Annotated in this window: 30 protein-coding genes, 2 pseudogenes and 1 riboswitch; of the genes and pseudogenes, 8 read left to right on the top strand and 24 right to left on the bottom strand. The window is 34.4% G+C overall.

The features are described 5' to 3' along the window. Window positions 1–46 precede the first annotated feature (46 nt). A complete protein-coding gene (locus COE49_RS14500; RefSeq protein WP_098252402.1) occupies window positions 47–967 on the top strand; it encodes a S66 peptidase family protein in 921 nt (306 codons plus the stop codon). Between the two features lie 27 nt (window positions 968–994). On the opposite strand, the gene COE49_RS14495 is transcribed toward COE49_RS14500, so the two are convergent. From COE49_RS14495 to COE49_RS14485, 3 genes are all read right to left on the bottom strand, one after another. Beyond that, a complete protein-coding gene (locus COE49_RS14495; RefSeq protein ID WP_088231315.1) occupies window positions 995–1,393 on the bottom strand; it encodes an SseB family protein in 399 nt (132 codons plus the stop codon). Between the two features lie 87 nt (window positions 1,394–1,480). Further along, a complete protein-coding gene (locus COE49_RS14490; protein ID WP_088231316.1) occupies window positions 1,481–2,035 on the bottom strand; it encodes a cysteine hydrolase family protein in 555 nt (184 codons plus the stop codon). Window positions 2,036–2,045: 10 nt separating this feature from the next. Continuing rightward, on the bottom strand, window positions 2,046–2,519 hold the full coding sequence (locus COE49_RS14485; RefSeq protein WP_140417408.1) for a carboxymuconolactone decarboxylase family protein: 474 nt from the start codon (window positions 2,517–2,519) through the stop codon (window positions 2,046–2,048). A gap of 63 nt (window positions 2,520–2,582) precedes the next feature. Here COE49_RS14485 and COE49_RS14480 point away from each other — a divergent pair, with 63 nt between their 5' ends. Together COE49_RS14480 and COE49_RS14475 are read left to right on the top strand one after the other, a co-directional pair. Then, window positions 2,583–3,035 carry an Lrp/AsnC family transcriptional regulator gene (locus tag COE49_RS14480; protein ID WP_088231318.1) on the top strand — a complete coding sequence of 151 codons (453 nt, stop codon included), beginning with the start codon at window positions 2,583–2,585 and terminating at the stop codon, window positions 3,033–3,035. A 100-nt stretch (window positions 3,036–3,135) separates the two neighbouring features. Next, entirely contained in the window at window positions 3,136–3,318 is a 183-nt protein-coding gene (locus COE49_RS14475; protein ID WP_000707110.1) for a DUF3913 family protein, read from the top strand. Window positions 3,319–3,359: 41 nt separating this feature from the next. On the opposite strand, the gene COE49_RS14470 is transcribed toward COE49_RS14475, so the two are convergent. From COE49_RS14470 to COE49_RS14430, 8 genes and pseudogenes are all read right to left on the bottom strand, one after another. Then, window positions 3,360–4,373, bottom strand: a complete 1,014-nt coding sequence (locus tag COE49_RS14470) for a CPBP family intramembrane glutamic endopeptidase (protein ID WP_098252404.1) — start codon at window positions 4,371–4,373, stop codon at window positions 3,360–3,362. A 456-nt stretch (window positions 4,374–4,829) separates the two neighbouring features. Continuing rightward, window positions 4,830–4,994: pseudogene (locus COE49_RS14465) on the bottom strand (ATP-binding cassette domain-containing protein); the annotation flags it as partial. Continuing rightward, window positions 4,994–5,122: pseudogene (locus tag COE49_RS14460) on the bottom strand (GntR family transcriptional regulator); the annotation flags it as partial. The pseudogenes COE49_RS14465 and COE49_RS14460, both read right to left, overlap by 1 nt. A gap of 200 nt (window positions 5,123–5,322) precedes the next feature. Beyond that, a complete protein-coding gene (gene nrdF, locus COE49_RS14455; RefSeq protein WP_088231320.1) occupies window positions 5,323–6,291 on the bottom strand; it encodes a class 1b ribonucleoside-diphosphate reductase subunit beta in 969 nt (322 codons plus the stop codon). A gap of 92 nt (window positions 6,292–6,383) precedes the next feature. Next, window positions 6,384–8,468 (bottom strand): class 1b ribonucleoside-diphosphate reductase subunit alpha, encoded by a 2,085-nt coding sequence (nrdE, locus tag COE49_RS14450; RefSeq protein ID WP_088231321.1) that lies wholly within the window; start codon window positions 8,466–8,468, stop codon window positions 6,384–6,386. Then, complete coding sequence (gene nrdI / locus COE49_RS14445; protein ID WP_000959449.1) at window positions 8,455–8,814, bottom strand: class Ib ribonucleoside-diphosphate reductase assembly flavoprotein NrdI; 360 nt, start codon at window positions 8,812–8,814, stop codon at window positions 8,455–8,457. Before nrdI ends, nrdE begins: the two co-directional genes overlap by 14 nt. Window positions 8,815–9,290: 476 nt before the next feature. After that, window positions 9,291–9,608: a hypothetical protein gene (locus COE49_RS14435; protein WP_088231323.1), complete on the bottom strand. Its 318-nt coding sequence runs from the start codon at window positions 9,606–9,608 to the stop codon at window positions 9,291–9,293. Between the two features lie 25 nt (window positions 9,609–9,633). Further along, window positions 9,634–9,828, bottom strand: coding sequence for a hypothetical protein (locus COE49_RS14430; protein ID WP_000344282.1), 195 nt, complete (start codon window positions 9,826–9,828; stop codon window positions 9,634–9,636). Between the two features lie 245 nt (window positions 9,829–10,073). Here COE49_RS14430 and COE49_RS14425 point away from each other — a divergent pair, with 245 nt between their 5' ends. Beyond that, the gene (locus COE49_RS14425; protein ID WP_088231324.1) at window positions 10,074–10,652 is read left to right on the top strand and encodes a GNAT family N-acetyltransferase; all 579 of its coding nucleotides are present in this window, start codon (window positions 10,074–10,076) and stop codon (window positions 10,650–10,652) included. A 35-nt stretch (window positions 10,653–10,687) separates the two neighbouring features. On the opposite strand, the gene COE49_RS14420 is transcribed toward COE49_RS14425, so the two are convergent. Then, window positions 10,688–11,290, bottom strand: a complete 603-nt coding sequence (locus COE49_RS14420) for a histidine phosphatase family protein (RefSeq protein WP_098945936.1) — start codon at window positions 11,288–11,290, stop codon at window positions 10,688–10,690. A gap of 91 nt (window positions 11,291–11,381) precedes the next feature. Then, a complete protein-coding gene (locus COE49_RS27660) occupies window positions 11,382–11,537 on the bottom strand; it encodes a hypothetical protein (RefSeq protein ID WP_170952756.1) in 156 nt (51 codons plus the stop codon). 258 nt (window positions 11,538–11,795) lie between these two features. Between COE49_RS27660 and COE49_RS14410 the strand changes: the two genes are divergently transcribed. Then, window positions 11,796–11,981 (top strand): YkvS family protein, encoded by a 186-nt coding sequence (locus COE49_RS14410; RefSeq protein ID WP_001165081.1) that lies wholly within the window; start codon window positions 11,796–11,798, stop codon window positions 11,979–11,981. Window positions 11,982–12,029: 48 nt separating this feature from the next. Here the strand turns inward: COE49_RS14410 and queF are convergent, their stop codons facing one another. From queF to queC, 4 genes are read right to left on the bottom strand one after another with little or no spacing between them, the layout of a single operon-like run. Further along, window positions 12,030–12,527: a preQ(1) synthase gene (gene queF / locus COE49_RS14405; protein WP_000918895.1), complete on the bottom strand. Its 498-nt coding sequence runs from the start codon at window positions 12,525–12,527 to the stop codon at window positions 12,030–12,032. Between the two features lie 18 nt (window positions 12,528–12,545). After that, entirely contained in the window at window positions 12,546–13,262 is a 717-nt protein-coding gene (gene queE, locus COE49_RS14400; protein ID WP_088231327.1) for a 7-carboxy-7-deazaguanine synthase QueE, read from the bottom strand. Further along, a complete protein-coding gene (gene queD / locus COE49_RS14395) occupies window positions 13,255–13,746 on the bottom strand; it encodes a 6-carboxytetrahydropterin synthase QueD (protein WP_000368412.1) in 492 nt (163 codons plus the stop codon). The genes queE and queD overlap by 8 nt, the downstream gene beginning before the upstream one ends. Further along, window positions 13,746–14,408 carry a 7-cyano-7-deazaguanine synthase QueC gene (gene queC / locus COE49_RS14390; protein ID WP_000711596.1) on the bottom strand — a complete coding sequence of 221 codons (663 nt, stop codon included), beginning with the start codon at window positions 14,406–14,408 and terminating at the stop codon, window positions 13,746–13,748. The genes queD and queC overlap by 1 nt, the downstream gene beginning before the upstream one ends. Window positions 14,409–14,501: 93 nt before the next feature. Then, window positions 14,502–14,545: riboswitch (PreQ1 riboswitch) on the bottom strand. A 206-nt stretch (window positions 14,546–14,751) separates the two neighbouring features. Here queC and COE49_RS14385 point away from each other — a divergent pair. Beyond that, window positions 14,752–15,960, top strand: coding sequence for an ATP-binding protein (locus COE49_RS14385; protein WP_088231328.1), 1,209 nt, complete (start codon window positions 14,752–14,754; stop codon window positions 15,958–15,960). A 9-nt stretch (window positions 15,961–15,969) separates the two neighbouring features. Here the strand turns inward: COE49_RS14385 and COE49_RS28040 are convergent, their stop codons facing one another. The 4 genes from COE49_RS28040 to COE49_RS14365 form a co-directional block, all read right to left on the bottom strand. Next, window positions 15,970–16,086 carry a DUF6254 family protein gene (locus COE49_RS28040; RefSeq protein ID WP_001085166.1) on the bottom strand — a complete coding sequence of 39 codons (117 nt, stop codon included), beginning with the start codon at window positions 16,084–16,086 and terminating at the stop codon, window positions 15,970–15,972. A gap of 174 nt (window positions 16,087–16,260) precedes the next feature. Then, entirely contained in the window at window positions 16,261–16,794 is a 534-nt protein-coding gene (locus COE49_RS14375; protein ID WP_088231329.1) for a DinB family protein, read from the bottom strand. A gap of 140 nt (window positions 16,795–16,934) precedes the next feature. Then, window positions 16,935–18,629, bottom strand: a complete 1,695-nt coding sequence (locus COE49_RS14370; protein ID WP_088231330.1) for a M3 family oligoendopeptidase — start codon at window positions 18,627–18,629, stop codon at window positions 16,935–16,937. Window positions 18,630–18,789: 160 nt separating this feature from the next. Next, entirely contained in the window at window positions 18,790–19,236 is a 447-nt protein-coding gene (locus COE49_RS14365; protein ID WP_088231331.1) for a MarR family winged helix-turn-helix transcriptional regulator, read from the bottom strand. A gap of 188 nt (window positions 19,237–19,424) precedes the next feature. Here COE49_RS14365 and COE49_RS14360 point away from each other — a divergent pair, with 188 nt between their 5' ends. After that, on the top strand, window positions 19,425–20,921 hold the full coding sequence (locus COE49_RS14360) for a DUF3149 domain-containing protein (protein ID WP_088231332.1): 1,497 nt from the start codon (window positions 19,425–19,427) through the stop codon (window positions 20,919–20,921). Between the two features lie 29 nt (window positions 20,922–20,950). Here COE49_RS14360 and COE49_RS14355 read toward each other — a convergent pair whose 3' ends face one another. After that, window positions 20,951–21,232 (bottom strand): aspartyl-phosphate phosphatase Spo0E family protein, encoded by a 282-nt coding sequence (locus COE49_RS14355; protein WP_088231333.1) that lies wholly within the window; start codon window positions 21,230–21,232, stop codon window positions 20,951–20,953. Between the two features lie 482 nt (window positions 21,233–21,714). Between COE49_RS14355 and COE49_RS14350 the strand changes: the two genes are divergently transcribed. After that, entirely contained in the window at window positions 21,715–22,485 is a 771-nt protein-coding gene (locus tag COE49_RS14350) for a divergent polysaccharide deacetylase family protein (RefSeq protein WP_088231334.1), read from the top strand. Window positions 22,486–22,547: 62 nt separating this feature from the next. Here COE49_RS14350 and cbpA read toward each other — a convergent pair whose 3' ends face one another. Both cbpA and COE49_RS14340 read right to left on the bottom strand, forming a co-directional pair. Beyond that, a complete protein-coding gene (gene cbpA / locus COE49_RS14345) occupies window positions 22,548–23,171 on the bottom strand; it encodes a cyclic di-AMP binding protein CbpA (RefSeq protein ID WP_088231335.1) in 624 nt (207 codons plus the stop codon). Between the two features lie 126 nt (window positions 23,172–23,297). Continuing rightward, window positions 23,298–23,927: a class II aldolase/adducin family protein gene (locus COE49_RS14340; protein WP_098945935.1), complete on the bottom strand. Its 630-nt coding sequence runs from the start codon at window positions 23,925–23,927 to the stop codon at window positions 23,298–23,300. Between the last annotated feature and the right edge of the window lie 73 nt (window positions 23,928–24,000).

Here is a 24,000-nt window from a genome sequence, read left to right as displayed (position 1 = left end):
ACTTCATATGAAGCGAATATATTGAAAGAGAAGGAGGCTGAGAATAATGATTTATCCAAATGCGTTAAAACAAGGTGATACAGTAATGATTATTGCTCCGTCTGGGCCACCAACACTTGAAAACGTATTAAAAGGTGTGAAGGTATTACAAGAGATGGGGTTATCCGTACTAATTGGGAAGAGTGTTTATGAAAAGTATGGCTATTTGGCTGGAAGAGACCAAGTTCGTCTTGATGATATACATGAAGCTTTTACAAATACTGAAGTAAAAGCAATTTTCTGTGCACGAGGTGGTTATGGCAGCGCTCGTCTCCTCCCTTACATTCAATATGAAATCATTAGGCAAAACCCTAAAATCTTTTGGGGATATAGCGATATTACAGCTTTACATACCGCGTTTTCACGCTATGCAAAGCTTGTTACATTTCACGGTCCAATGATTGAAGAATTAGGAAAAGGTATAGATTCTCTCTCTTTATCTTCTTTCAATCAACTATTCCATCCGTGTTCAATCAATTTATCTGCATCAGAATGTATCTTATCCACCTCTGCATGTTCAGTTACAGGGACATTGGTTGGAGGGAATTTAACTGTTTTAACGAGTATAGTTGGCTCACCCTATGAAATAAATACGGCCAATACACTTTTATTACTTGAAGATATCGGGGAAGAACCGTATCGCATTGACCGCATGTTAAATCAACTACTTTTATCTGGACAGTTTAATGAATGCAGCGGTGTTATTTTTACAAGTTGTCACGACTGCACTCCTTCAAAACCATCCCAGTCATTGCAAACAATACTATCTGAATATTTCACGCCATATGATATACCTGTACTATTCGGTTTACCGATTGGACATATAAGCCCAAACGTCGGTATTCCGCTTGGAGCTACAGCGACAATCCATACAAACAATAAAACACTCTCTATTTCTTCCGGCGTGGCCACTCCATATTCAAACTAAAAAGGAAAAGCTATTAAGCTTTTCCTTTTACTTATAATAATTAAAAATTCGTCCAGATGCGATATCCGCAATTTCTTCTGGAACAAATGTTTTACTTATATCCGTACCAACATTTAATACCGCTGTTGCATCTTTCTCGATACTACCAAACAATTCTTTTCCACGTATCGTAACAAGGGGCGTACCTTCTGGCAACACATCTTTTACAAATTCCAATTGTGTAAAGAACGGCACGATCCATCTACCCTCTCCTTGGAAATGACGCAAACGAAGTGTTCCTTCTGTTGCTCCGTCTTCTGCTTCTAGTGAACCGGCAACATAAAACTCTGTTGATAAGAGCAATTCATAAAATTCTTTTTGCTTTTGTTTATTATCTCCTGCTAAAACAACTACTTCTTCTATTTTCTTTACTGGAATTTGCTTCATATGATGCCACCCCTATTTTCAAAATGATTATACTTAGATTATACGAAATATTCTTATTTTTTTCTACATAATTCCGCAATTATTTTCTCAAAATAATTTTAACACTTCTTTTGTCGTCATAATTGTTGCAAATTCATCATGCAAATTGACAAGTGTCATATTATGAATAGACTCTGCACTATACTCTATGCCGTCTGGGCCTATACGATTAAAAGTAGCTGTCGCATCATTCACTAAATACGTAGTAAATCCTAAATTACCTGCCATCCGTGTCGTAGTTTCCACGCAATGATTTGTCGTTAATCCCACAATTACTACCGTATCACATTGTTTCGATCTTAATTGTTCTTCTAAATTTGTCCCAATGAACGCACTATTAACAGACTTTTGAATAATTACTTCACCTGGCAGTGGTTTCACTTCTTCTTTAAAGTTTACTGTTTCCGCATGTTGATAAAACATCGACTGAACATTTTCTTTATTTACATGTTGAATATGAAAAACTGGTCGCTTCCTCTTTCTCCATTCTTCTACTAAACTTTTCATATTTTCTTCGGCAAAAAGATTATTTCTCTCGCCCCAGTATGGTAATTGGAACGCCTTTTGTACATCAATTATGATAAGTGCTGTTTGATTTGTCATCATTCTCCCCTTAATTAGGCTGTAATTGAAACAGAAAACCAAGTTGCTGCGACGCAGTAATAAAACAAATATAAGCACAAAGCTCTACAATTTCTTTTTCCGTCCAATATTGTTTTAATACACGAAACATATTATCATCGATCGCCTTTTTATCATGAACAAATGTATGCGCAAAAGTAACAGCTACACTAATTTCTTCTACCTTTTGCATATCATCTGGTCTTCCCTTTGCCATGCAGTACGAGCATTCATTCCCGTACGCCAATGTTCTTCTTACTTGTTCCTTCAACTCCGCTGAAAGAGTTCCTTTATTATACAGTGTATTTTCTAACGTACTCCACGAATGTAATATATCCCGATTATGGCCTAATAATTTTTGAAACTTTGTATCTCCTACATTTGATAATGAAATTCTCTCCATCATTTCCCCTCCTATTTCTTTCTGTTTTATTGTAAAATAAATAAAGTTCTCTTTACATTTCATATGAATCTTAATTTTTTTTTTCACTTTACAAAAATTATCATTTTACTGGAGGTATATTTACAAATGCAATTAGATCGTGTTGATCGTAAAATTTTAAATGAATTATATAATGATAGTCGCCTTTCGATGCGCGAATTAGCCAAACGAGTAAATTTATCTGCTCCGTCTACTGCAGAACGTGTTCGTAAACTTGAAAGTGAAGGAGTTATTCAAAAATACACAATCGATATTGATTATAAAAAAGCTGGACTTGTTTTAGATTGTATTTTAGAAATCACTTTAAAAAATGGTGACACAACACGTATGCAACAGTTTATTCAGTCTTATCCATCTGCAAGTTTTTGTTACCGAGTAACAGGAAGCTTATGCTACATTGTAAAAATTTCCGTCCCTTCACTCGTTGAACTTGAAGAATTTATCAATGATGTTTCTTCATATGCGACGACAGTTTCTCATATCGTATTATCAGAAGTATCTCTTACTCCGGACATTGAACATATCTTCCCAGAACACTAATTAATATTTATTCAAAAAAATATTAAAAACCCCTTACATTAAGAATAAAAATAATATATTATGTATTAAAATACATAAAGTTCGAGAAAGGGGCTTTACATTGAAAATCTGGTTTTATGAAAAAACGGCACAATTAGACGACTTGCTTGGTATTTGGGATAATGTTCCGACCATCCCTCGAATTGGTGAGAAAGTGGAGCTTTTAAAAACAGTCCGTACTGTTACAGATATTAAATATGTAAAGAACGGTAATAATTTTCGTGTAGAAATTATTACGAATTAAAAAACATCTCTCCTTTTATATATAGGAGAGATGTTTTTTAATTATTTATCATGTGCTTTCTTTATAACAATTGTATCTTCTTCTACGAATACTTTTACATAATCATTTTCTTCTAATCGAAGCTTATTTACAGCTTCATCTGGTAGTTCTACAGCCATCAATCTATCTGTTATAATGACTTGACTATACACTTCATTTTCTTGTGATACATTCACTACTTTTTCTTCATTTATAAAGCGGATCGGTGGCACACCAACTTCTTTTACTATACGCCATTGTTTCCATATGTAAGGAATTAACCAAAGTAATCCAACAGCCGCAAGACCAATGCCAATCCATAAATTACTTTGCGCTTGTAATTCAGGAATTGAGATTGCCCCACTCTCTTCTCCACCTACAAATTGCATACTTGTTGCAATCAAATTATTTAAAGCATGCACCGCAATATTCGTCCATATATTTTTCGTCTTTATGTATAAAAAGCACATAATGACACCAAACATGAAAGCACCGATCACGTCAAAATGTCCGAAACCAAAAATTAGTGAAGATATAATTACAGCTCGTTTAATCCCCCATTTATAAGCCATTCGCTGTAAAAAGAAACCCCTAAAAATAACTTCTTCCATAATAGGCGCTAATACACATGCTGAAATGAAAGTAAATATTGTCATATATATGTTACTCGTATTAATTACATTTCCGTCTTCTAACATACTCACTAAAAAATTAGGTAACGTGTGTGCCAATATGTAAAATTGAATATGAGATATACCGACTGAAAAAATCATTCCCATTATCGTCGCTAATAAAATTAATCCCCACGGTAAACGACTTGGCTTATCAAAAAAACTTTGAAACACAACATTGTTTTTATTTGTTTTTACGTATAACCAAAATAACGGAAATACAAAAAATATAGTTATTTGTGAAATAACCTCTAACGTATTATCTGAAACATTTGATAAACCTAATGGGATCATCGTAAGGAACAACCCTATAATCATCCATCCGAAAAAACTACGTAGCCTTATACGTGAAAATGCATATTGCATATCAATCACCTCCAAAGATAGTAAAAAGTAAAGCATTAATCAATGTTTTATGGGCAATCCATCTCCTACAAATGGTGGAATAACTAAATTATAATATGAATATAGTTGAAAATCTTCCTATTTCTCTCATATACTTTCAAACAGCATATCTCTTAACATATATAGTAATCATTTTATTTAATATACCGTATCACCGTTTTTCAAGTTAAAAGACAGAAGAAAGTTATGTAATAAAAATCCCCGTTTTTACAAGCTGGGATTTCTTTTATCCCGCTTTAATGGGCAGTAAGACCCCCACCTCAAAATTCAGCGAAAGCAAAGAATTCAGGTGGGGGTCGGGCTGCCCATTAAAGTCCGATTGGTGAGGGCTGATAATCAGTGGGGGATGAAGAAAACCCCCACTGATTAAAGTTTCACTTTATTATAATACGTCACGTTTTTGGAATAATGCACTTGATGCTGCAAGCCTGCAATCATTTTTAATAACGTCGTTTTCTCGCTCCCGTTATCTCCAACAAGCCCAACAAATTTCCCTTCTGTAATCTCTATGTTTAATTCACGGATTACTGCTTTTAACCCATATCTCTTCCATAAATTTTCTATTTTCAATAGCTCTGTCATTCTCTCGCTAATTCACGGACAGAGGGAATTTTATCGCCAGGTAATAAATGACCCGTTACGATTTCTTTTTTTATGTATTCCATTACCTGAATGTAAATTGGTGTATTTGGAGAAAAATATATTTTCATTTCTTCCCTCCTTTTGTATCGGTGTACTNNAGTACACCGATACAAAAGGATTGTAAATACCCATTTAATTACAAAAAAATTCTATCCATTAATGAGATAGAACTCTTTAAACAGCAATCACTATATAAAAATAATAGTGTTATGTAAACAAAATCATAAAGAAAAGCTGTCTNNAGACAGCTTTTCTTTATGATCGTATATTAAAAATTAAACACGAAGTCATCGTCAGATAACTTTTCAACGTTCGTTGCTTTTACGTAACCATTTCCTTTTACAGAGAAGAAATCATGGTTTTTCGTATCTGTACGTAAACCATTTAAAACGATTGGGTTAATTTCTTCTTCTTCAAACTTCGGCTCAAGTCCTAAGTTCATAAGTCCTTTATTCGCATTGTAACGAACGAAACGATTTACATCTTCTACAAGACCGATAGAAGTGTAAATTTCTTCTGTATATGCCATTTCAATTTCATATAGTTTCATTAATAACTCTTGCGTTTCTTTTTGCACTTCTTGTTGATCTTCTGCAGAAAGTTCCGCGAAGATTTGTTGTGCTAAAATACCGACGAATACGCCGTGAATTGACTCATCACGAATTATCAAGTTAATAATCTCACCACTTGCCGTCAGTTTACCTTGACCAGCTAAGTAAAGTGGGTAGAAGAATCCACTATAGAATAAGTAACTTTCTAAGAACACACTTGCGACCATTGCCATGTATAACTCTTTTTTCGTTACTTCAGGCTTTAATAAACGACGATAATAACTAGTAACAATACCAGCCTTTTTCTCAAGTAATGGATGGTTGTCTACCCATTCAAAAATATCATCAATTTCTTCTTCTGTAGCTAATGTTGTGAAGATATGACTGTAACTCTTCGCATGTACTTCTTCCATAGCTCCCATGAAAGCTAATACACTTTTCGCTTGTAAATTTTCAAGATGAACAAGTACAAGTGGCATCCCTTCGCCGCCTTGTTTCGTATCTAAAAGTGTTAAACCACCTAATACGCGCTTATAAGCAACCTGCTCTTCTTTTGATAATTGTGCCCAAGTATTTTTGTCAGACGAAACCGCAATTTCTTCTTCTGTCCAAAACTGAGCGATGTTTTGCTTCCAAAACATTAAACTAAAATCATCTTCTTTTTTGTTCCAGTTTACCGCACGCATTCAATCGCCCCTTCTCTAAATAAACATGAAAAATTGATAACTAAGCATGAGCAGGGTTCAGAAAACCCTGCTCATCATGTCTCACTTTTATATTAAACGGTACAAGCCACGCACTCTTCCACGCTTAATTTACGTGTTCTCGTATAATACAGACTCTTTAAGCCTTTTTTATGTGCATAGATGTAGTAACGTGCTAATTCACGTGTTGAAATATCACTATTAACGTAAAGAATTGTACTAATTCCTTGGTCAATATGTTCTTGAATTTCTGCGATTAAATCAATTAGTTTAAACTGATTCATATCGTAAGAAGATTTATAGTACCAGAACGTATCTTTTGATAAATACGGCATTGGATAATATGTTGTCGCATTCGCATACGTTCTTGATTCGATTTGACTTACGATCGGCATTACGCTTGAAGTTGCATTTTGAACGTAGCTGATTGATTGTGTAGGAGCGATTGCAAGACGATATGAGTTGTATAAACCATTCTTCTGCACTTGCTCTTTTAAACTTGTCCAATCTTCTTTTGTTGGAATATGAATTCCTTCAAATAGTTGTTGAACTTTTTCAGTTACTGGGCTGTAATCTGTCGTTTCATACTTTTCAAAGTATGTGCCGTTCGCATAATCAGATTTATCGAAGTCTTTAAATGTCTCGCCTTTTTCTTTAGCAATTTCCATACTTTTCTCAATAGAGTAGTAATTTAACATCATAAAGAATGTACGCGCGAACTCTTTCGCTTCTGCACTTTCATAAGCGATTTTATTTTTTGCTAAATATCCGTGTAAGTTCATTGCGCCAAGTCCAACTGAATGAAGCTCATCATTTGCTTTTTTCACAGTTGGTGCATTCGGAATGATTGTCATATCAGAAACAGCTGTTAAAGCTTCCATTCCTGCATGAACTGCTTCACGAATCTCTTTATTTTCCATTACGTTTACGATATTTAACGATCCTAAGTTACAGTTAATATCACGACGGATAATGTCATCTGTACCGTAATCATTTATTTCAGAAGTTTCTTGAAGCTGGAAGATTTCTGTACACAAGTTCGACATCTTCACAGTTCCAATATCCTTCAGTGGATGTTGGTTATTTGCATTTGATTTAAACATTAAGTATGGGTAACCAGATTCAAGCTGAATCATAGCAATTTTAATAAGCATATCACGTGCACTAATATCTAGCGGCTTCTTCTTCACTTTCGGATTGCTCATTAATTCATCATACATTTCATCGATATCAATATCATCTAAATGCTTTCCATATTCTTTATACACCGTATAAGGCGCGAAAACATGGAAAGGTTCGTTTTTCTCAGCAAGCTCAAAGAACTTACTTGGAACGATAATTCCGATTGATAGAGACTGAATACGGCTCTTCTCATCGGCATTTATTTTTTTTGTATCAAGGAATTCAATAATATCCCAATGGAAAATGTTTAAGTATACTGCGCCGGCACCTTTTCGTTGGCCAAGTTGATTCGCATATGAAAACGAATCTTCAAGCAATTTCATAACAGGTACTACACCACTTGCAGCGTTTTCGATACCTTTAATTTGCTCGCCACGTGCGCGTAGCTTAGATAAGTTTAAAGCTACTCCCCCGCCGATTTTCGATAATTGCATTGCAGTATTAATGTTAAAACCGATTGAATTTAAGCTGTCGTCCATCTCTAACAAGAAACAAGACACCATTTCTCCTCTTCTGCTTCTTCCCGCATTTAAAAAGGTTGGTGTCGCTGGTTGATAGTTTTGTTTGACGATCATGCTTGCGAATTGTTTTGCTTTCGCAACATCACCGCGTCCTAAGTATAATGAAACAATTGCTACACGATCTTCATAGCTTTCTAAGTATTGTTTTTGATCATTTGTTTTTAACGCATAATCTTTGTAGAACTTAGATGCTGCCATATAAGATTGGAACTCGAAGTTTTCACCATAAGCGATGTTATATACCTCTTCTACTTCCTCCAAGCTATACTCGTCCAGAACGTTGTAATAGTAATCATGTTCTTTCATATACTCCATTCGCTCTGCCACGCTATTAAAAGGAACGGTATTTTCTCTAGCTTCTTCCATAAAGACTTCTAATGCCTCTTTATCTTTATGAAGCTGATAAAAACCGTCCTGCATTTGCGTGATTTCGTTATTCAGTTCAATGTGTCGCAATCTCCCGCACCCTTTCCTTAAAATATTCTACATCGTTATTTGTTCCTGATAACTCAAATTTTGATACAATAGGCACTTCATATTTAGCAGAAATTTTGTCAGCACTTGCACCGAACATGTCTCCCCAGTTACGATTGCCGCTTGCAGATACGCCTTTTAATTTGTCATTATTGCGCTCTAAAAATTCTAAAACACGTTCTGGTACATTGCCAAAACCTGTTGTATACGTAATTAAAATAAAGTCTTCATCTATTACTAGATCTTCACCAATTTGAACGGCCGGCATATTTAATTTGTGAATGAAACGCTTCACGTTTCCTGTCATAGAATCATATGCAACTAACATTTCCGACCCTCCCTCTCCAATCTATACTCTCTGTATGTTGTTTCTTGATTTCTCTATATATTGTATTACGTTTCAAAATAAGACACAAGATATATGTATAAATTCTTTCTTTTTTTAACTTTTACTTTTCGACATGACAGTCGTTTTTTTTCAATACAATGACTATGAAACAACATTCTAAAACTCATGTCAATAAAGTGCTTTTCAAAAAAGTTGTCAACGAATTTAACCTTATTTTTAAAAAAGTTACCAATATATTTTGTCATAAAACGGCAAATGCTGGAGGAATATATTTCTCCAGCATCACGCAAAAAAGAACAGACATTAAACGATAATCTGCTCTAAAAAACGATTACATTTATCAATTTTACTTTATTAAATATTATACATATACTTTCAGTTCTCGTTACATACTAAAAGATAACTATTATAGAAAAAGATTATTATTATGGAATTTCAATTTATTTATGAAAAGATTATTCAGAGTGCTCAATACGCAAAATATCTTTTACAAAAATGTGATGTGGATTCTCATCTTTATCAATCATTGTACATACAGGAGCTTCTTCATCAAAGTATACAATCATTCCTTCTACGTACTGATATGTATGTTGAACTTGTACGGTTACCTTAATTTCTATCGCTTCTTCATATGCTCTTTTTATTTTCTGCAGCATTTTCGCTGAACATTTTCGTCTCTCTGGATACATAACCATTCCCATAAACCTATTTCCAGATCGATCTTTCCACATATAATCCCAATGCGGTAATATCCCTTGTTTAAAATCGCCCATAAGTCTCCTCCCCTATATCTTCTAGTTACGAACGTGGCGTTTCTGAATATGTATAAATGACCTGTCCGCCGCGCTGTGCATTCCCAATAATATGTTTAAAATCTTCCCGACTTACTACAACTTTCCTGAACGTATAAAATACATCTTTCGTTGCAACATACTCCTTTATCTCACCATTTTTCAGCTGATCCAAAATTGCATTTGCTAATTGTTCATCCATGTATTTCACCTCTATGCAATATTTTATTCTATCGTATATTCTATAGGTCAACAACTGTAAATTTATCCCGTTGCTATGTCGGCATTTTACTTTCATTATTTTTCAAAAGAGATCTCTTTATTGTATGTCCACTAAATATCATATACTAACATAGCCACTTCTCTATATCAAACATTTTGACATTCAATTATGCAAAGTTCCATACCATTATGCTACAATATATAAATAGAACTAGGAGGGATACTATGATTCGGAAAGCAAAAAAGACAGATGCAAAGGCTATAGCTCCTTTATTGTATAACGCTCTGCACGAAATTGCTGAAAAAATCACAGGTAGCACAGTTGAAACAGAAGTATTACTAGGACTAGAAACATGGTTCTCAAAAGAGAAAAATCGACTGAGCTATGAAAATTGTCTTGTATATGAACAAGACGGGACTGCAGTCGGAATTATCGTCGCTTATCACGGTAGTGAAGCAACAATAATTGACGCACCAATTGTACGTCAATTAAGAGAATTACATAAAGATAACTCTATTACGTTAGAAAAAGAAGCTGAGCTTGATGAGTATTACATTGATACGTTATCAGTTTCAAGTGCATACGGCGGAAAAGGCATAGGTTCTCAATTAATTAAAGCTGCTGAAATCCATGCAACTGAACAAGCGCATGAAAAAATCGCCTTACTTGTTAATTTAGAAAACACACGTGCTTTTTCATTATATGAAAAGCTAGGTTACAAAAAAGATCAAATCGTTATGCTTGTGGGTGAACCTTACGCCCATTTAGTAAAACCATTAAATACAAAGGTTTCTGTATCTTAAAAGGAAAGCACACGATTTATATAAATCGTGTGCTTTTATGTTAAATTCGTATTTAATACATTTCCATCCATCGCCTCGTGGAATGTATATGTTGTACATCCCCATGGCTTCCTATGAAAAATAGGCGAACCAGACCACCCCATTGCCCTCAGTTCAGTCCCAATCATCGTATTAAAATAACTATGACCTACAAGAGCAACACTTCCATAAACGAGAGCATAACGGTACAATAGATGAGCCGCTTGCCTTGCTCTCTCTCTTACTTCCTTATAAGACTCTACATCTTTATGGTAGCCAAGTATCCATAATGTTCGGCCGATAACCATCCATACCTTAGGTTTGCATTTCAACCATTTTGGAAAAAAAAAGCTTGAAGAAACCTCAGCCTCTCTAAAAAGAGAGTTTTGTATAAAAGATAAAGAATCCGTTAATTCAGCTGCTGACTGTACAGCACGCCTTTGATCACTCGTTACGACCAATTTTGCTGCTTCCATCACTTCAATTGTTTCCATTGGTATAGGAGCTTTTGTTGTTATAGTATGTAAGTCATATCGTTTCATCCACTCATGAAATGAAGTAACTGTCATTGGTTCCATAGTACGATTTAAGCGACCATGACGAATAAAAGAAATCCTCATTCTTTTCACTCCCCATTCATCACTTACGAACTCTATTATGCACTATTTCTTATTGCCATCATACCATGCGTAAAAAGAAAGTTATACATTATTACATATCCCCGCCACTATCATGTGTTATCGATGCATGCATACCATCCAATCCGTCAAAATATGCAGTTGTTTCATGGTGCCGAATTTTCTTTAGCTGTATATAAGAAAATAAAAATAATAAAATCGCTATAAAGCTCCCCACAATTTCAAACATCATTTTACCGCCCCTAGTTTCCCCCACTTTAGTAGGTCATTGTACCTTTTCATTATACTCTCATATAAAAATATTCGCATTTCTCTCATTTATCTCCTAACAACATGTTTTTTCATATATTTTCTTACAAAAAGTGAATATTTTTCGAATTTTTACTTTGAAAACATTTACAAAACAGGTAACATAGTTCAAAATAAAGGAAAATAAAAAATCCCAAATTATTCTTTTTTGGAAAAACTGTAACAAGGAGAGTTGCTTATGCAGATCGCAGAAACTGGAGATATCATCGAATTTAAAGGTGGCATGCAAGGCCGTGTTCAAAAAGTAAATCAAAACTCTGTTATTGTTGATATAACAATTATGGAGAATTTTAGAGAACTAGATATGGAACCTCTTACAGTTGTAAGTCATAAAAACTATACTGTCATTAACCAAAATGCATAATATAATAGAAAGAAAGGGCCTGTATAGTATACAGGCCCTTTCTTTCTATTAACGATTATCAATTGTTTCTGGATATAGATCGTGGTTCATCATGCGGTAGTCTGCCATTTGTTCATACTTCGTTCCTGGGCGACCATAGTTGCAGTACGGATCAATTGAAATGCCACCACGTGGTGTAAATTTCCCCCATACTTCAATGTAACGTGGATCCATTAATTTAATTAAATCATTCATAATTACGTTCATGCAATCTTCGTGGAAATCACCATGATTACGGAAACTAAATAAATATAACTTTAAAGATTTACTCTCTACCATTCTTTGCTCTGGAATGTAGCTAATATAAATTGTTGCAAAGTCTGGTTGTCCTGTTTTCGGACATAAGCTTGTAAATTCAGGACAGTTGAATTTTACAAAATAATCACGATTTGGATGATTATTATCAAATACCTCTAAAATTTCTGGGCTATATTCAAATAAATATTTTGTATTTTGATTTCCTAGTAATGTTACATCTTTTAAATCTTCATCTAATCTTCCTGCCATGTTAAACATCCCTTCTCGTTATACGCCGCGTTTATTTCCCCATACTAACGCATGAAGCTGCGGCAATACTTTTGCATCATTCATTGCTTTACAATTTACAGCTTTCTCAATCAACCACTCATACTTATCTAATAATTTTTTAATAAGCATTGCATCATCCACTGTTTTCGTATCATCGTTCCCTACTTGCAAGAAGAATGGTACGTCTGGATAACGTTCGTGCATCTTAACTGCATACTCAAAGTCATAATCATCAAATACGACTACTTTTAAGCTAATATCTTTTCCTGCCAGTTTCTGAATAACAGCATCTAACTTCTGAAAATCTGTTTGCATCGTCGAACTTGGTGGTTTGGGAGAAATCGTTACCTCATCAATTTGAAGTAACCAGTCTTGCCATTTACTCCCTTGCGTTTCGATTGCCGTTCGCATTCCATTCTCTTTTAGTATAGAAAGAAGAAACTTAATATTTTTCAGCAATACCGGATTTCCGCCTGAAATCGTAACATGAGAAAAATTTTCTCCTCCAATTGCAATAAGCTCATTCCAAATATCTTCCGCTGTCATCTGTTTAATTTGATCTTTAGCAGATCCATCCCACGTAAAAGCAGAATCACACCAAGCGCAGCTATAATCACAGCCAGCTGTACGGATAAACATTGTCTTTTGTCCTACAACCATTCCTTCACCTTGAATAGTTGGACCAAATATTTCTAAGACAGGGATTTTACTCATCGAGCATCCACTCCCGTCTTACTTCCGCATAACTAGTCGGCGTCTCAAATAGACGAACAAATTCAACACGAGCTCCTTTATATTCGTTCGCACGATTATCTTTTGTTAATGCTTCTGCCATCTTTTCATAAATCCAAACGACCATATTTTCAGCAGTCGTATTCATTGCAGGTAACGTTTCGTTTAAATAACGATGATCTAAATAAATTTCTATTTCATTTTTCCAAATCTCTTTTATATCTCCAAAGTCAATCGCAAGGCCTATTTCATTTACATATCCACTAATCCCAAATACAACTTTATATGTGTGACCATGTAAGTTTTTACATTTTCCTTCATAACAGTGTAAATGGTGTGCTGCATCAAATGTAAATTCCTTGCTGACCATTACTCTTTTATTATGATATTTAAGTTGTTTACGCTGAATATCCTTGTCCATTTTTTGCAAATTTTCTACGATGCGAAATCCAAAGAAATTATCCATTAATTGCTCGCTCCTTCGCGTTCTTGTAAGTACGTATCTAATCCTGCTTTACGAAGTTGACATGCTGGACATTCACCGCAACCATCACCAATGATTCCGTTATAACATGTTAATGTTTTTTCTCTAACAAACTCAAATGCACCAAGTTCATCAGATAATTTCCATGTCTCCGCTTTATCAATCCACATAAGTGGTGTATGAATGACAAACGGATAATCCATAGATAAATTTAATGTAACGTTTAATGATTTCACAAATACGTCACGACAATCTGGATACCCACTAAAATCAGTTTCACATACGCCTGTTACAATATGACGCGCTCCAACTTGTTTCGCTAATACAGCAGCGAATGATAAGAATAGTAAATTTCGTCCATCCACAAATGTTGATGGTAATTCACCTTCTTCATGTGTAATCTCCATATCCGTTCTCGTTAATGCATTTGGAGCAAGTTGATTTAATAGACTCATATCTAGTACTGTATGTTTAATTCCTAGCTCTTTCGCAATTTCCGCTGCACAATCAATTTCTAACTTATGACGCTGATTGTAATTAAACGTTACAGCTTCTACTTCTGCAAACTGCTCTATCGCCCAAAATAAACATGTTGTACTATCTTGTCCACCACTAAAAACAACAACCGCTTTTTCTTTTTTCATTTCACTCATTCTCCTTCTCTACTACGAATAAGAAGAAAGAACGTTCTTGAACTGTCGCAATAAAAAAACAAAACAATACCTAGAGATATTGTTGTTTCCATAGTTTTTTATAGAGGGAGTTCACGAACCTCTCCCGTGCAGTGCACGGAATTTCTTCTTTCATTGACAAAGCTTATTGTAACATATTGTATACTACCATAAAAAATTTCTGATTTTTCCGCTATTTTTATTTCATTTTTTTCATTTTATAGTATGATTAATCTAATATTAGAAGGGAGGGGGCATCCTACTGAAACTCTTTATTATTTACCTCTTTTTAAATATATTATCCATTCTCGTTACGATGCTTATCTATCACTTATTTTGGAATCAAAAAGGCAAACGATCTCCTAAATTAAATTCAGCTATATTTATTGTATTGTGTTGCCTCGCTACCATACTATGTATCACATTTGGTGCAAAAACAAATTATGGATTTCAATTTGATATGCGTCATATCGTATTAATTGTCGGCACATTAACAGGGGGGCCTATTGCTGGTGCTTCCATCTTAACTGTATTAAACATATACCGCTTTTTATTAGGAGGAGTTGGTGTTTTCCCATCCCTTATCGCTTCGGTTCTCTTGTTTATTGTTCTACTATTAACATACAAACTGTTTAACCGAAGTTCTAACCGTATAAAAATAGCACTTGCTGTCTTTTACAGTCTCATATTCGGATTTGGCTGGATACCATTTTTCCTTGCAGAGGTTACAAATAAGGCTGATTATATACCGCATATTATCGTATACGAAATATGTACAATGATTGGCACAATCCTTATTTTATATTTGCTACACATATTACAAACGCAAGTTCGACTTCAAAATGAACTTATGAATGCTGAAAAATTTCATTTAATCGGTGAAATGGCAGCTTCTATCTCTCATGAAATTCGTAATCCTTTAACTTCAACGAAAGGATTTTTGCAACTTTTACAGTCAGATACATGTTCTGAAAAGGAACGAAAATTATATATCGACATAGCCATTAATGGGATCGAACAAGCAAATCATGTTCTTACGGATTACTTAACTTTTGCAAAACCAAGTATTGAAAAAGAACAACAATTACAAGTAGAGGAAGAATTACTTCATGCGCTATCTTTAATTACACCTCTCGCCAATTTAACAAATGTTCGTATACACTATATAAAACAAAGTACATCTTTTTTTATAGCTGGTGAAAAGCAAAAACTGAACCAATGCTTATTAAATATTTTTAAAAACTGTATTGAGGCAATGCCTAACGGCGGTGACCTTATTCTTACATTAGTTCCAGACCATAAACATATACAACTGTATATAAAAGACACAGGAGTTGGTATGGATCAAGAACAAGTAAAGCGGCTCGGATCACCTTTCTACTCAACGAAAGAAAAAGGTACTGGACTCGGAATGATGGTCGTCTTTAGCGTCATCCAAGCAATGGATGGAAAAGTTGATATTATAAGCGAAAAAGGTACAGGTACAACCTTCTTGTTAACTTTCCCGCTCATAAAAAAAACGTGATGGAATTCATCACGTTTTTTCTGTTCCTTCCACTAATTCAGCAAAAGCTTTCACTTTTCCATGTGGTTTTTGATTCTCTTTACGAGCTTTCCAAGCACGCTCTTCTTCTCTCTTCTTCTTCGCCATACACTGTTCACTCCTTCTGACTCTTTCACAAAGTATTATTCCAAAGTGAGATAGGAAACTATGCATAGTTTTTTCTATCCCTTTTGATTATGTAACATACAGCCCCCAGCTTTTGAAGTGAGGCTATAACTACGCACAAAAAAAGAAACGGGCAGATCACCCGTCTCTCTCTTCTTACCGTTGTAGTATTGCATGTTTCGCCTCTTTTAACTGCGTAAGATGCCTTTGTTCATGCAAATCAAGAAATTGAACCCACTGATACAAATTTAAATCATTAAAAATAGGATGCTTTAATCCATTTTCAAATAATTCATTTTCATCTATAACACTATGAAGCGCATGTAATAGTTCTTGTCGTGAATGTTCTAGTAATTGAATTCCTTGTTGTTTTTTCATTAAAGTTTCTGTTGGTTTCATTTGCTGAGGAGCTTCTCGTTTATGTGTGCGATCAAGCGTAAGTTGGAGGTCTTTAAATGGAGCCAGTTTTCTTTCTTTTTTTTGTAAAGCATATACAAGGGCAGATGTGACAGATTGTTCAACTAAATGCAAGTGATGTAAAATTTGAATAATACTCCATTTATCACGACGTGGCTTTACATTCACTTCTGTATCATTTAACATTTCAATTTCTGATAATAGTGTGCCTCGGGTAGAGTGTAATGAGTTCACCAAACCTTCTAAACTTACATCCATATTAGAGTGGAGCATACTTCTTTCCCCCTTTTTGTTGGTGAAAAGAGGTGCTCCTTATCCGAAACACCCCTTTTAATAATTCTGAATTTTCTTTTATTATCTCATTATTTTCCCATTATGTCGATGTTAAACATGTGAAAAAAAGCGCATGTTTTTTACAATTTTGTGTCGTCAATCGCGTGTAGCCATGCTTCAATTTCTGTAATGACACTTTTCACACAGCCTTCAGCAAATGGCGATGTTAAATTCGCAACTTCCACTAATTCTAAGAATGATTTACTTCCACCTTGTTGGCACAGATTCACATAATCTTCCCACGCCTCTTGTCTATTATCTCTTGCACGTTTCCAAAATTGCAGCGCACAAATTTGCGCTAACGTGTAGTCAATATAGTAGAACGGCGAGCTATAAATATGTCCTTGACGTTGCCAGAAACCACCGCGCTCTAAATACTCATTATCTTCGTAGTCACGATGTGGCAAATACTTCTTCTCTATGTTACGCCATGCTGTCTTACGCTCCTCGGGTGATGCTTCTGGGTTTTCATACACAAAATGTTGATATTCATCAACAGATACACCATATGGTAAAAACAGAAGTGCTGAACTTAAGTGAGAGAAGTAATATTTATCTGCATCTTCTTCAAAGAATAGCTTCATCCATGGCCATGTAAAGAATTCCATACTCATAGAATGGATTTCACACGCTTCATATGTTGGCCAATTATATTCTGGAATTTCAAATTTACGGCTTTCATATACTTGGAAAGCATGACCAGCTTCATGCGTTAATACGTCAATGTCACCAGATGTTCCATTAAAGTTCGAGAAAATAAATGGCGCTTTATAATTCTCGATATATGTACAATATCCACCGCCAGCTTTTCCTTTTTTTGCAACTAAATCTAATAAATCATTATCTAACATGAAATTGAAAAATTCATCTGTTTCAGCCGATAACTCTTTATACATCGTTTTCCCATGATTAATAATCCAATCTGCATCTCCTTTTGGAGTCGGATTGCCTGTAGCAAACTCAAAGTTTTCATCATAATATGCTAACTTTTCTACACCAATACGCGCTTGTTGTCTCTTTCTTAATTCCGTTGTAACTGGAACGATATAATCAAGCACTTGCTGACGATAATTCGCCACCATCTCCGCATTATAATCTGTACGGTACATTCTTGCATATCCGAGTTCAACAAAGTTTTTGAAACCTAAAGATTTCGCGATTTTCGTTCTCACTTTAACAAGCTCATCATAAATACGATCTAGTTCTTCCTCATTCTCCGCTAAAAATCCGTAGTATGCTTCACTTGCTGCTTTACGTTCGCTTCTTTCTTTTCCTTGCATAAACGGAATCAGTTGTGATAACGTTCTTTCTTCTCCAGCAAAGTCAATTTTTGCAGATGCTAATAATTGTGTATATTGTGAAGACAGTTTATTCTCTACTTGTAAATCTTTCACGACTTCATCTGAATATGTTTTTAAATCGCATTCTGCTAGAGCAAATAATTGTTTTCCATAATACGCCTCTAATTCTTCACGGAATGGAGAATTGATTAATGCCTTATAATATTTTGTTCCATATCCTTGTACAACTGGAGAGTATTCATCAAAGAAATCTTGCTCTTCCTTATAAAAAGCATCTGTCGTATCAACAGAATGACGAATGTAACAAAGGTTCCCCATTGTACCAAAATCATTACGAATTTCATTAATCGAATTGATTACTTGTTTTTGTTCTTCAACCGTTTTTGTATTATCAAACTTTTCTAAAGCAACAGTAAACTTCTCTTTTAATTCTTCAATATTTGGCCGCTTATATTCATAGTCTTTAAATGACATGAACGAGCCTCCTCTCCGTTATATGCATCATTACTATAATTCAATGCCTACTTACATATTCCCTTTTATTCTTCAATAAAAAGCGGCAGTAGCTGTCATAATTACATATAAACAAAGAGGCTTTGGATTTATTTATCCAAAGCCTCTTTGGAACATATTATTATTTTTCATACTTTCCAATTTTTTTTAGTAGATCAAGTAATTCATCCTTTTCATCTTTCGTTAACATTTCAAAAGACTGATGTATAACTTGCTCATGACCTGGAAAAATAGAAGCAATAAAGGTTTCTCCAGACTCAGTTAATTGTGCATAAATAACACGTCTATCATTCGGACATGGAATTCTCTTTACTAGCCCTTTTTTTTCTAGCTTATCTACAACATATGTAATGCTGCCACTAGCTATTAAAATACGCTCACCAATTTGCTGCAGTGGTTGACCACCTTTATGATATAGCAGTTCTAACACAGCAAATTCAGTTGGATTTAACCCATTACTTTGTATGGACTTATTTGTAGTATCCATAACAGAACGATGTACACGAGATAATGCAATAAATACTTTTAAAGATTGAGAAATATTTTCTCGTTCATTATTTGATGTCATACAACTTTCAACCCTTCACTTAAATTCTCAGCAATAAAAAGAAAAACCAGCTTCATACTTCATGTAATTTCCGAATGAGTACTCACTCATTTCCTCTCCCCTAACGTACCCCGAATGATTCTTGAATAAAAACATGACAATTTTAACATAGTTTATATATAATGATAATAAAAAAAGGAGTACCAAATTTGAAATTCAAATTCCAAAGCATAATTTTATATATATTGCTTGTTATCCTACCAACAATAGGGATTGGTGCTACATTTTATTCGTATCATACGTATAAAATGGAACAGGAAAACAAACTAGCTGCTCACACTGTCCTCTTTTTATATAGAGACTATTTAGACCATCATCTTGGTGAAGCTATCTCAGCCTTAGAAATGCTCGCAAAGGTCGTAGGGACCGAAACCGGAAACACTAATGGGATTAAGCAGATTGTACATGATACGGATGGTAATGATGAACGTTTTTCTGGTATCTATTACACTACGACAGACGGCATGATTACAATCGCATCCGAAGGCGAACCAAGTCCTGTTGACGTCTCAGACCGCCAGTATATTCAAGACGCATTACAGACTAAGAAAACAACTGTATCATCAGTTATTACAGATCGCGTTCTTGGACATCAAGCTATTATGATTGCCTCTCCAATATTTAGTAAACAAAAGGAGCTCTCAGGCTTATTATTAGCTAGTTTACGCTTTGACTACATTTCCTCTTCTTTAAATGCTATTAAACCACAATACCATTTCGAAGTAACGGATAAACATGGTGTAGTGTTTCTAACTGATGATAATAATGACACAACTGATAAGCATTCTAATATGCTTATTACCCCACTACAAAAATTAAATTGGACGGTCTCTGTTTCTCCGTTACCTATTCACAAACAAACTTTACACCAGCTAGTTTCAATAGAGTGCGTGGCTACTTTATTTTTAATGTCTATTTTATTTTTACTTGCCCAATATATGTTATTAAAACGTCAAACAAAACTGGAAAGACAACAAAATGAACTGCAAAAAATTGAATTGGTTGGAACTTTTGCAGCTAGTACAGCGCATGAGATACGTAATCCTCTTACTGGAATTAAAGGACTCGTCGCTCTATTAAAAGAGAAATATAAAGGTGAACAGGATCAGTTCTACTTTTCCATAATCGAACAAGAAATAGAACGAATTAATGAAATTGTAAGCGAATTTCTTATTCTTGGAAAGCCAACTGCTATCATCGAACAAACATATGACGTAAGAACAATTCTAAATGAGGTAGCATTAATTATTCAATCTGAGGCGAATCTACATAACATTGTATTCCATTTACATTTGCCAGACCATCCTGTTTATATTCGGTGCTCAAAAGACCATATGAAACAAGTGGTTTTAAACATTACAAAAAATGCAATTGAAGCCATGACTTCTAGTGATACATTAACAATTATCGTAACAAACAATAAGACACACGCACAATTGCAAATTATAGATACCGGAAAAGGGATTCCGAAACATATTCAAAAACACCTCTTTCATCCGTTCTTTACTAATAAAGATACTGGAACAGGTCTTGGACTTGTCATATGTAAACGAATTGTAGAGATGTACAATGGGCATATTTTTATTGACAGTATAGAAAACGAAGGAACAACAGTTCATATCGAGATTCCGTTACACATAGTATAATTATCCTTATCCCGAAAGGATAATTATACTTATTTCATAAAACCAGCCACAAGCATTCGCCAAAAATTATTTGATTTCCCTTCATACCCAATTTGAAAAATAGGTACCTTTATAATTGAAAACCATTTCGGTGTTTGTTTTTCTTTATAACGCTGGTACTGTAAAATAAGCTTGTCCAACTCTTGACTAACTTGAATTGTCTCCATACTATTTAACCCACTTGTTAATCCTAATTGAATCATTTCTTCACGTTTCATATGAATATCACGTGAAAGCTTTTCTAATGTGTACTTCCTTTTTACAGTAAACATCCATATCCCCCTTAGTATACTTCCATGCTCTTCACTTCTCCATTGACCTTTTAGCCGCTTAACCATATGTAAATTTGAAGAATCAGAAAATTTAACATTTTCTCCCTTTAATTTACAAATCTTTACCCTCACTTTGAGAATTATTACAAATTATTCTATCTTTGTAAATACATTCGCAATAATAGACATTTTTTTCATCTTCTTTTTTTACAAATACCAATTAAATAGCTGATTCTTTATTTTCGCCACCCTTTTCTTCGACATTTTTTGTTTAATTTATATAAAAAAGCAAAACATAATGATGATTGATAAAGTGAAACTTTAATCAGTGAGGTTTTCTTCATCCCCCACTGATTATCAACCCACACCAATCGGGCGTTTGCGGGCAGTTTTCCTACCTAATGTCTTTGCTCCAGCAGAATTTTGAGGTAAGAACCTTACCGCCTGCAAATAGCGGAATAAAATAGAAAGGAAATATTTATATGCGCAAATATACGATTGCAGTACTCATTTTCACTATGTTCTTACCGTCCTTTTTGTTTCCGATTCAAGCAAATGCTCATACGAATAAAGTAGCCATTGTCATTGATGACTTCGGCAATAATATGAAGGGGACCGATAAAATGTTATCACTTCCCATCCCACTGACTGTTGCTGTTATGCCTTTTCTTCCTTCCACAAAAGAAGATGCGATAGCAGCCCATAAAAAAGGACACGAAGTTATTATACATATGCCAATGGAACCTATTAAAGGTAAGAAAGAATGGCTTGGACCAAAAGCAATTACAACTGATTTAAGTGATGAAGAAATAAATAATCGCCTCGAACAAGCGATTCAAGAAGTACCGCATGCAATTGGAATGAACAATCATATGGGGTCAAAAGTAACAGCAGACGAAAGAATTGTACGACTTATACTTGCAGCTTGTAAAAAGCACGGTTTATTTTATTTAGATAGCAAAACAAACCCTAATAGCGTCGTCCCAAAAATCGGAAAAGAATTAGGAGTGCCTATAATTGAAAACCAACTATTTTTTGATGATGTGTATACAGCAGGACATATTTCAAAACAAGCCCAATTACTCATCAAAAAAATTCAAGAAAAACCTATAATGGTAGCTATCGGACATGTTGGGCCTCCAGGTGAAATTACGTCACGCGTTATAGAAACTTCTATTCCTAAAATTCGTGAACATGCAGACTTTATTTTTTTATCTGATTTAGCATTATCTCCACCTCCTGTTTCAAAATAAAATTCATTCTCATACTAAAAAAGGTACCAATCGATATGTAGCAGATAGGTACCTTTTTTAACTTAAATATAATCTACATGACTCACCCTAAAACCTTTTTTCTCTATTTTTTCGATTAATAGCTTTAATCTTTTTTCATTTAACTCATCTGTTATATTTACAATAACACGACGAATATATTGATCACCGTTATCTAGCGTAAACAGTCCACCGATATTATATGCTTTTAACAACGTTCCAAGTTCTTTAATCGTTCCTTTACAATCTTGTGTTGCAATTGTTAATATATACCCACCTGTCTGCATACCGAATGAATCTTCAATAACATCAAATACATTGGAATGTGTTAAAATACCGACAAACTCATTATAATCATTTAAAACCGATAAAAATGGTAAACGACGAATAACATAAAATGCTCTGAAGAATGAATCCTTCTCGAAAATAAATGCAGAGGAGTCTTCCAGCATATCTCCTGTACTTAATTTCTCTAAACCGTTATTACACTTCTTTTCTAATAGATCTACTTTATAAATAATCCCCATGAATTTCTTCTCATCTTCTGCTAATACAGGGATTGCTCGAAATCCCGTTTCATTCATAATTTGCAAAGCCTCTTCACCGGAATCGTTTATTTTGCAAAAGGTTACTTGCTGTTTTGGCAGAAAATGATATTTAACTCGCAAAATATGTTCCTCCTTACATGTCAACATGTAATCTATATATAATAAGGAGACCTATATTTTATGAGTAAAATTATTTTTAAAACGCTTTCATTTGTTTGTTGACTTGTAACAACATTACAAACGTTCTTATATAACCGAACTTTTCGCACCTTTAATCATTAACAACTTTACGTGATAGTTCATTAAATACTCTATACCCTCTAGCCATTTTTTCGCTTCTTCTGGCGTTTTTCCCCACACGATCATACCATAATTATGAACAAGGACTACTCCGCCGCCTTCAATAAAATTTGGAACATTACTTTCTAATAAATCAGCGAATTTTTTTTCATCTTCTACAATCGGAATTGTCATTTCTGTTATGCCTTCTTTTCCGAAGACACGTTCCACACTACGTTTATCGAATGTTACTTCTCCTTCTTTTCCATACAACTCTGATATTAAATGACTATCTACAGTCTGTACTTGTAAAATGCATTCTGCACTACTTTTTTTATAAATATCCGCATGCATAAATGATTCGGCAGCTGGTTTCTCTTCATTTTCAAAGACTGGCTCACACATACAATTTACGACAATAAAATCTTCTTCTGAAAATAACCCTTTATCTCTTCCCTCGACATTCACTAAAAATGTTAATGGCTCTTTTGACGTACATAACGATAAACTAATTTTTGTGCCATAAAACCAATCACGAAGTGCCAATTCCGACTTTACACCTTTTAATTCATTCCATTTCTTCAGAAAAAATAACATCTCGTCACCCCCGGCGTAATATTCATATAAGGTTCGAATCCTTTTTATGTAAAAGGAATATTTTTTGATTATT

The organism is Bacillus sp. AFS029637, from assembly GCF_002584985.1.
Taxonomy (GTDB): Bacteria; Bacillota; Bacilli; order Bacillales; family Bacillaceae_G; genus Bacillus_A.
This window is presented reverse-complemented; position numbering and strand designations above follow the sequence as displayed.

Excerpts from the sequence above, each read along its gene's own strand:
- COE49_RS14355 (WP_088231333.1), bottom strand. The coding sequence starts at position 21,232 with ATGTTTACTGTAAAAAGGAAGTACACATTAGAAAAGCTTTCACGTGAT.
- COE49_RS14340 (WP_098945935.1), bottom strand. The coding sequence starts at position 23,927 with ATGTTATTTTTTCTGAAGAAATGGAATGAATTAAAAGGTGTAAAGTCG.
- COE49_RS14485 (WP_140417408.1), bottom strand. The coding sequence starts at position 2,519 with ATGAAATGTAAAGAGAACTTTATTTATTTTACAATAAAACAGAAAGAA.
- COE49_RS14435 (WP_088231323.1), bottom strand. The coding sequence starts at position 9,608 with ATGGGCGATTTTAAACAAGGGATATTACCGCATTGGGATTATATGTGG.
- queE (WP_088231327.1), bottom strand. The coding sequence starts at position 13,262 with ATGAGTAAAATCCCTGTCTTAGAAATATTTGGTCCAACTATTCAAGGT.
- nrdF (WP_088231320.1), bottom strand. The coding sequence starts at position 6,291 with ATGCGTGCGGTAAACTGGAACAAAAAAGAAGATGATTTTAGTTTAATG.
- COE49_RS14425 (WP_088231324.1), top strand. The coding sequence starts at position 10,074 with ATGATTCGGAAAGCAAAAAAGACAGATGCAAAGGCTATAGCTCCTTTA.
- COE49_RS14500 (WP_098252402.1), top strand. The coding sequence starts at position 47 with ATGATTTATCCAAATGCGTTAAAACAAGGTGATACAGTAATGATTATT.
- COE49_RS14385 (WP_088231328.1), top strand. The coding sequence starts at position 14,752 with ATGCTTATCTATCACTTATTTTGGAATCAAAAAGGCAAACGATCTCCT.
- COE49_RS14365 (WP_088231331.1), bottom strand. The coding sequence starts at position 19,236 with ATGACATCAAATAATGAACGAGAAAATATTTCTCAATCTTTAAAAGTA.
- COE49_RS14470 (WP_098252404.1), bottom strand. The coding sequence starts at position 4,373 with ATGCAATATGCATTTTCACGTATAAGGCTACGTAGTTTTTTCGGATGG.
- COE49_RS14375 (WP_088231329.1), bottom strand. The coding sequence starts at position 16,794 with ATGCTCCACTCTAATATGGATGTAAGTTTAGAAGGTTTGGTGAACTCA.
- COE49_RS14495 (WP_088231315.1), bottom strand. The coding sequence starts at position 1,393 with ATGAAGCAAATTCCAGTAAAGAAAATAGAAGAAGTAGTTGTTTTAGCA.
- nrdI (WP_000959449.1), bottom strand. The coding sequence starts at position 8,814 with ATGTTAGTTGCATATGATTCTATGACAGGAAACGTGAAGCGTTTCATT.
- COE49_RS28040 (WP_001085166.1), bottom strand. The coding sequence starts at position 16,086 with ATGGCGAAGAAGAAGAGAGAAGAAGAGCGTGCTTGGAAAGCTCGTAAA.
- COE49_RS14430 (WP_000344282.1), bottom strand. The coding sequence starts at position 9,828 with ATGGATGAACAATTAGCAAATGCAATTTTGGATCAGCTGAAAAATGGT.
- COE49_RS27660 (WP_170952756.1), bottom strand. The coding sequence starts at position 11,537 with ATGTTTGAAATTGTGGGGAGCTTTATAGCGATTTTATTATTTTTATTT.
- COE49_RS14350 (WP_088231334.1), top strand. The coding sequence starts at position 21,715 with ATGCGCAAATATACGATTGCAGTACTCATTTTCACTATGTTCTTACCG.
- queD (WP_000368412.1), bottom strand. The coding sequence starts at position 13,746 with ATGGATAATTTCTTTGGATTTCGCATCGTAGAAAATTTGCAAAAAATG.
- COE49_RS14420 (WP_098945936.1), bottom strand. The coding sequence starts at position 11,290 with ATGAGGATTTCTTTTATTCGTCATGGTCGCTTAAATCGTACTATGGAA.
- COE49_RS14370 (WP_088231330.1), bottom strand. The coding sequence starts at position 18,629 with ATGTCATTTAAAGACTATGAATATAAGCGGCCAAATATTGAAGAATTA.
- queC (WP_000711596.1), bottom strand. The coding sequence starts at position 14,408 with ATGAAAAAAGAAAAAGCGGTTGTTGTTTTTAGTGGTGGACAAGATAGT.
- COE49_RS14480 (WP_088231318.1), top strand. The coding sequence starts at position 2,583 with ATGCAATTAGATCGTGTTGATCGTAAAATTTTAAATGAATTATATAAT.
- queF (WP_000918895.1), bottom strand. The coding sequence starts at position 12,527 with ATGGCAGGAAGATTAGATGAAGATTTAAAAGATGTAACATTACTAGGA.
- COE49_RS14410 (WP_001165081.1), top strand. The coding sequence starts at position 11,796 with ATGCAGATCGCAGAAACTGGAGATATCATCGAATTTAAAGGTGGCATG.
- COE49_RS14490 (WP_088231316.1), bottom strand. The coding sequence starts at position 2,035 with ATGACAAATCAAACAGCACTTATCATAATTGATGTACAAAAGGCGTTC.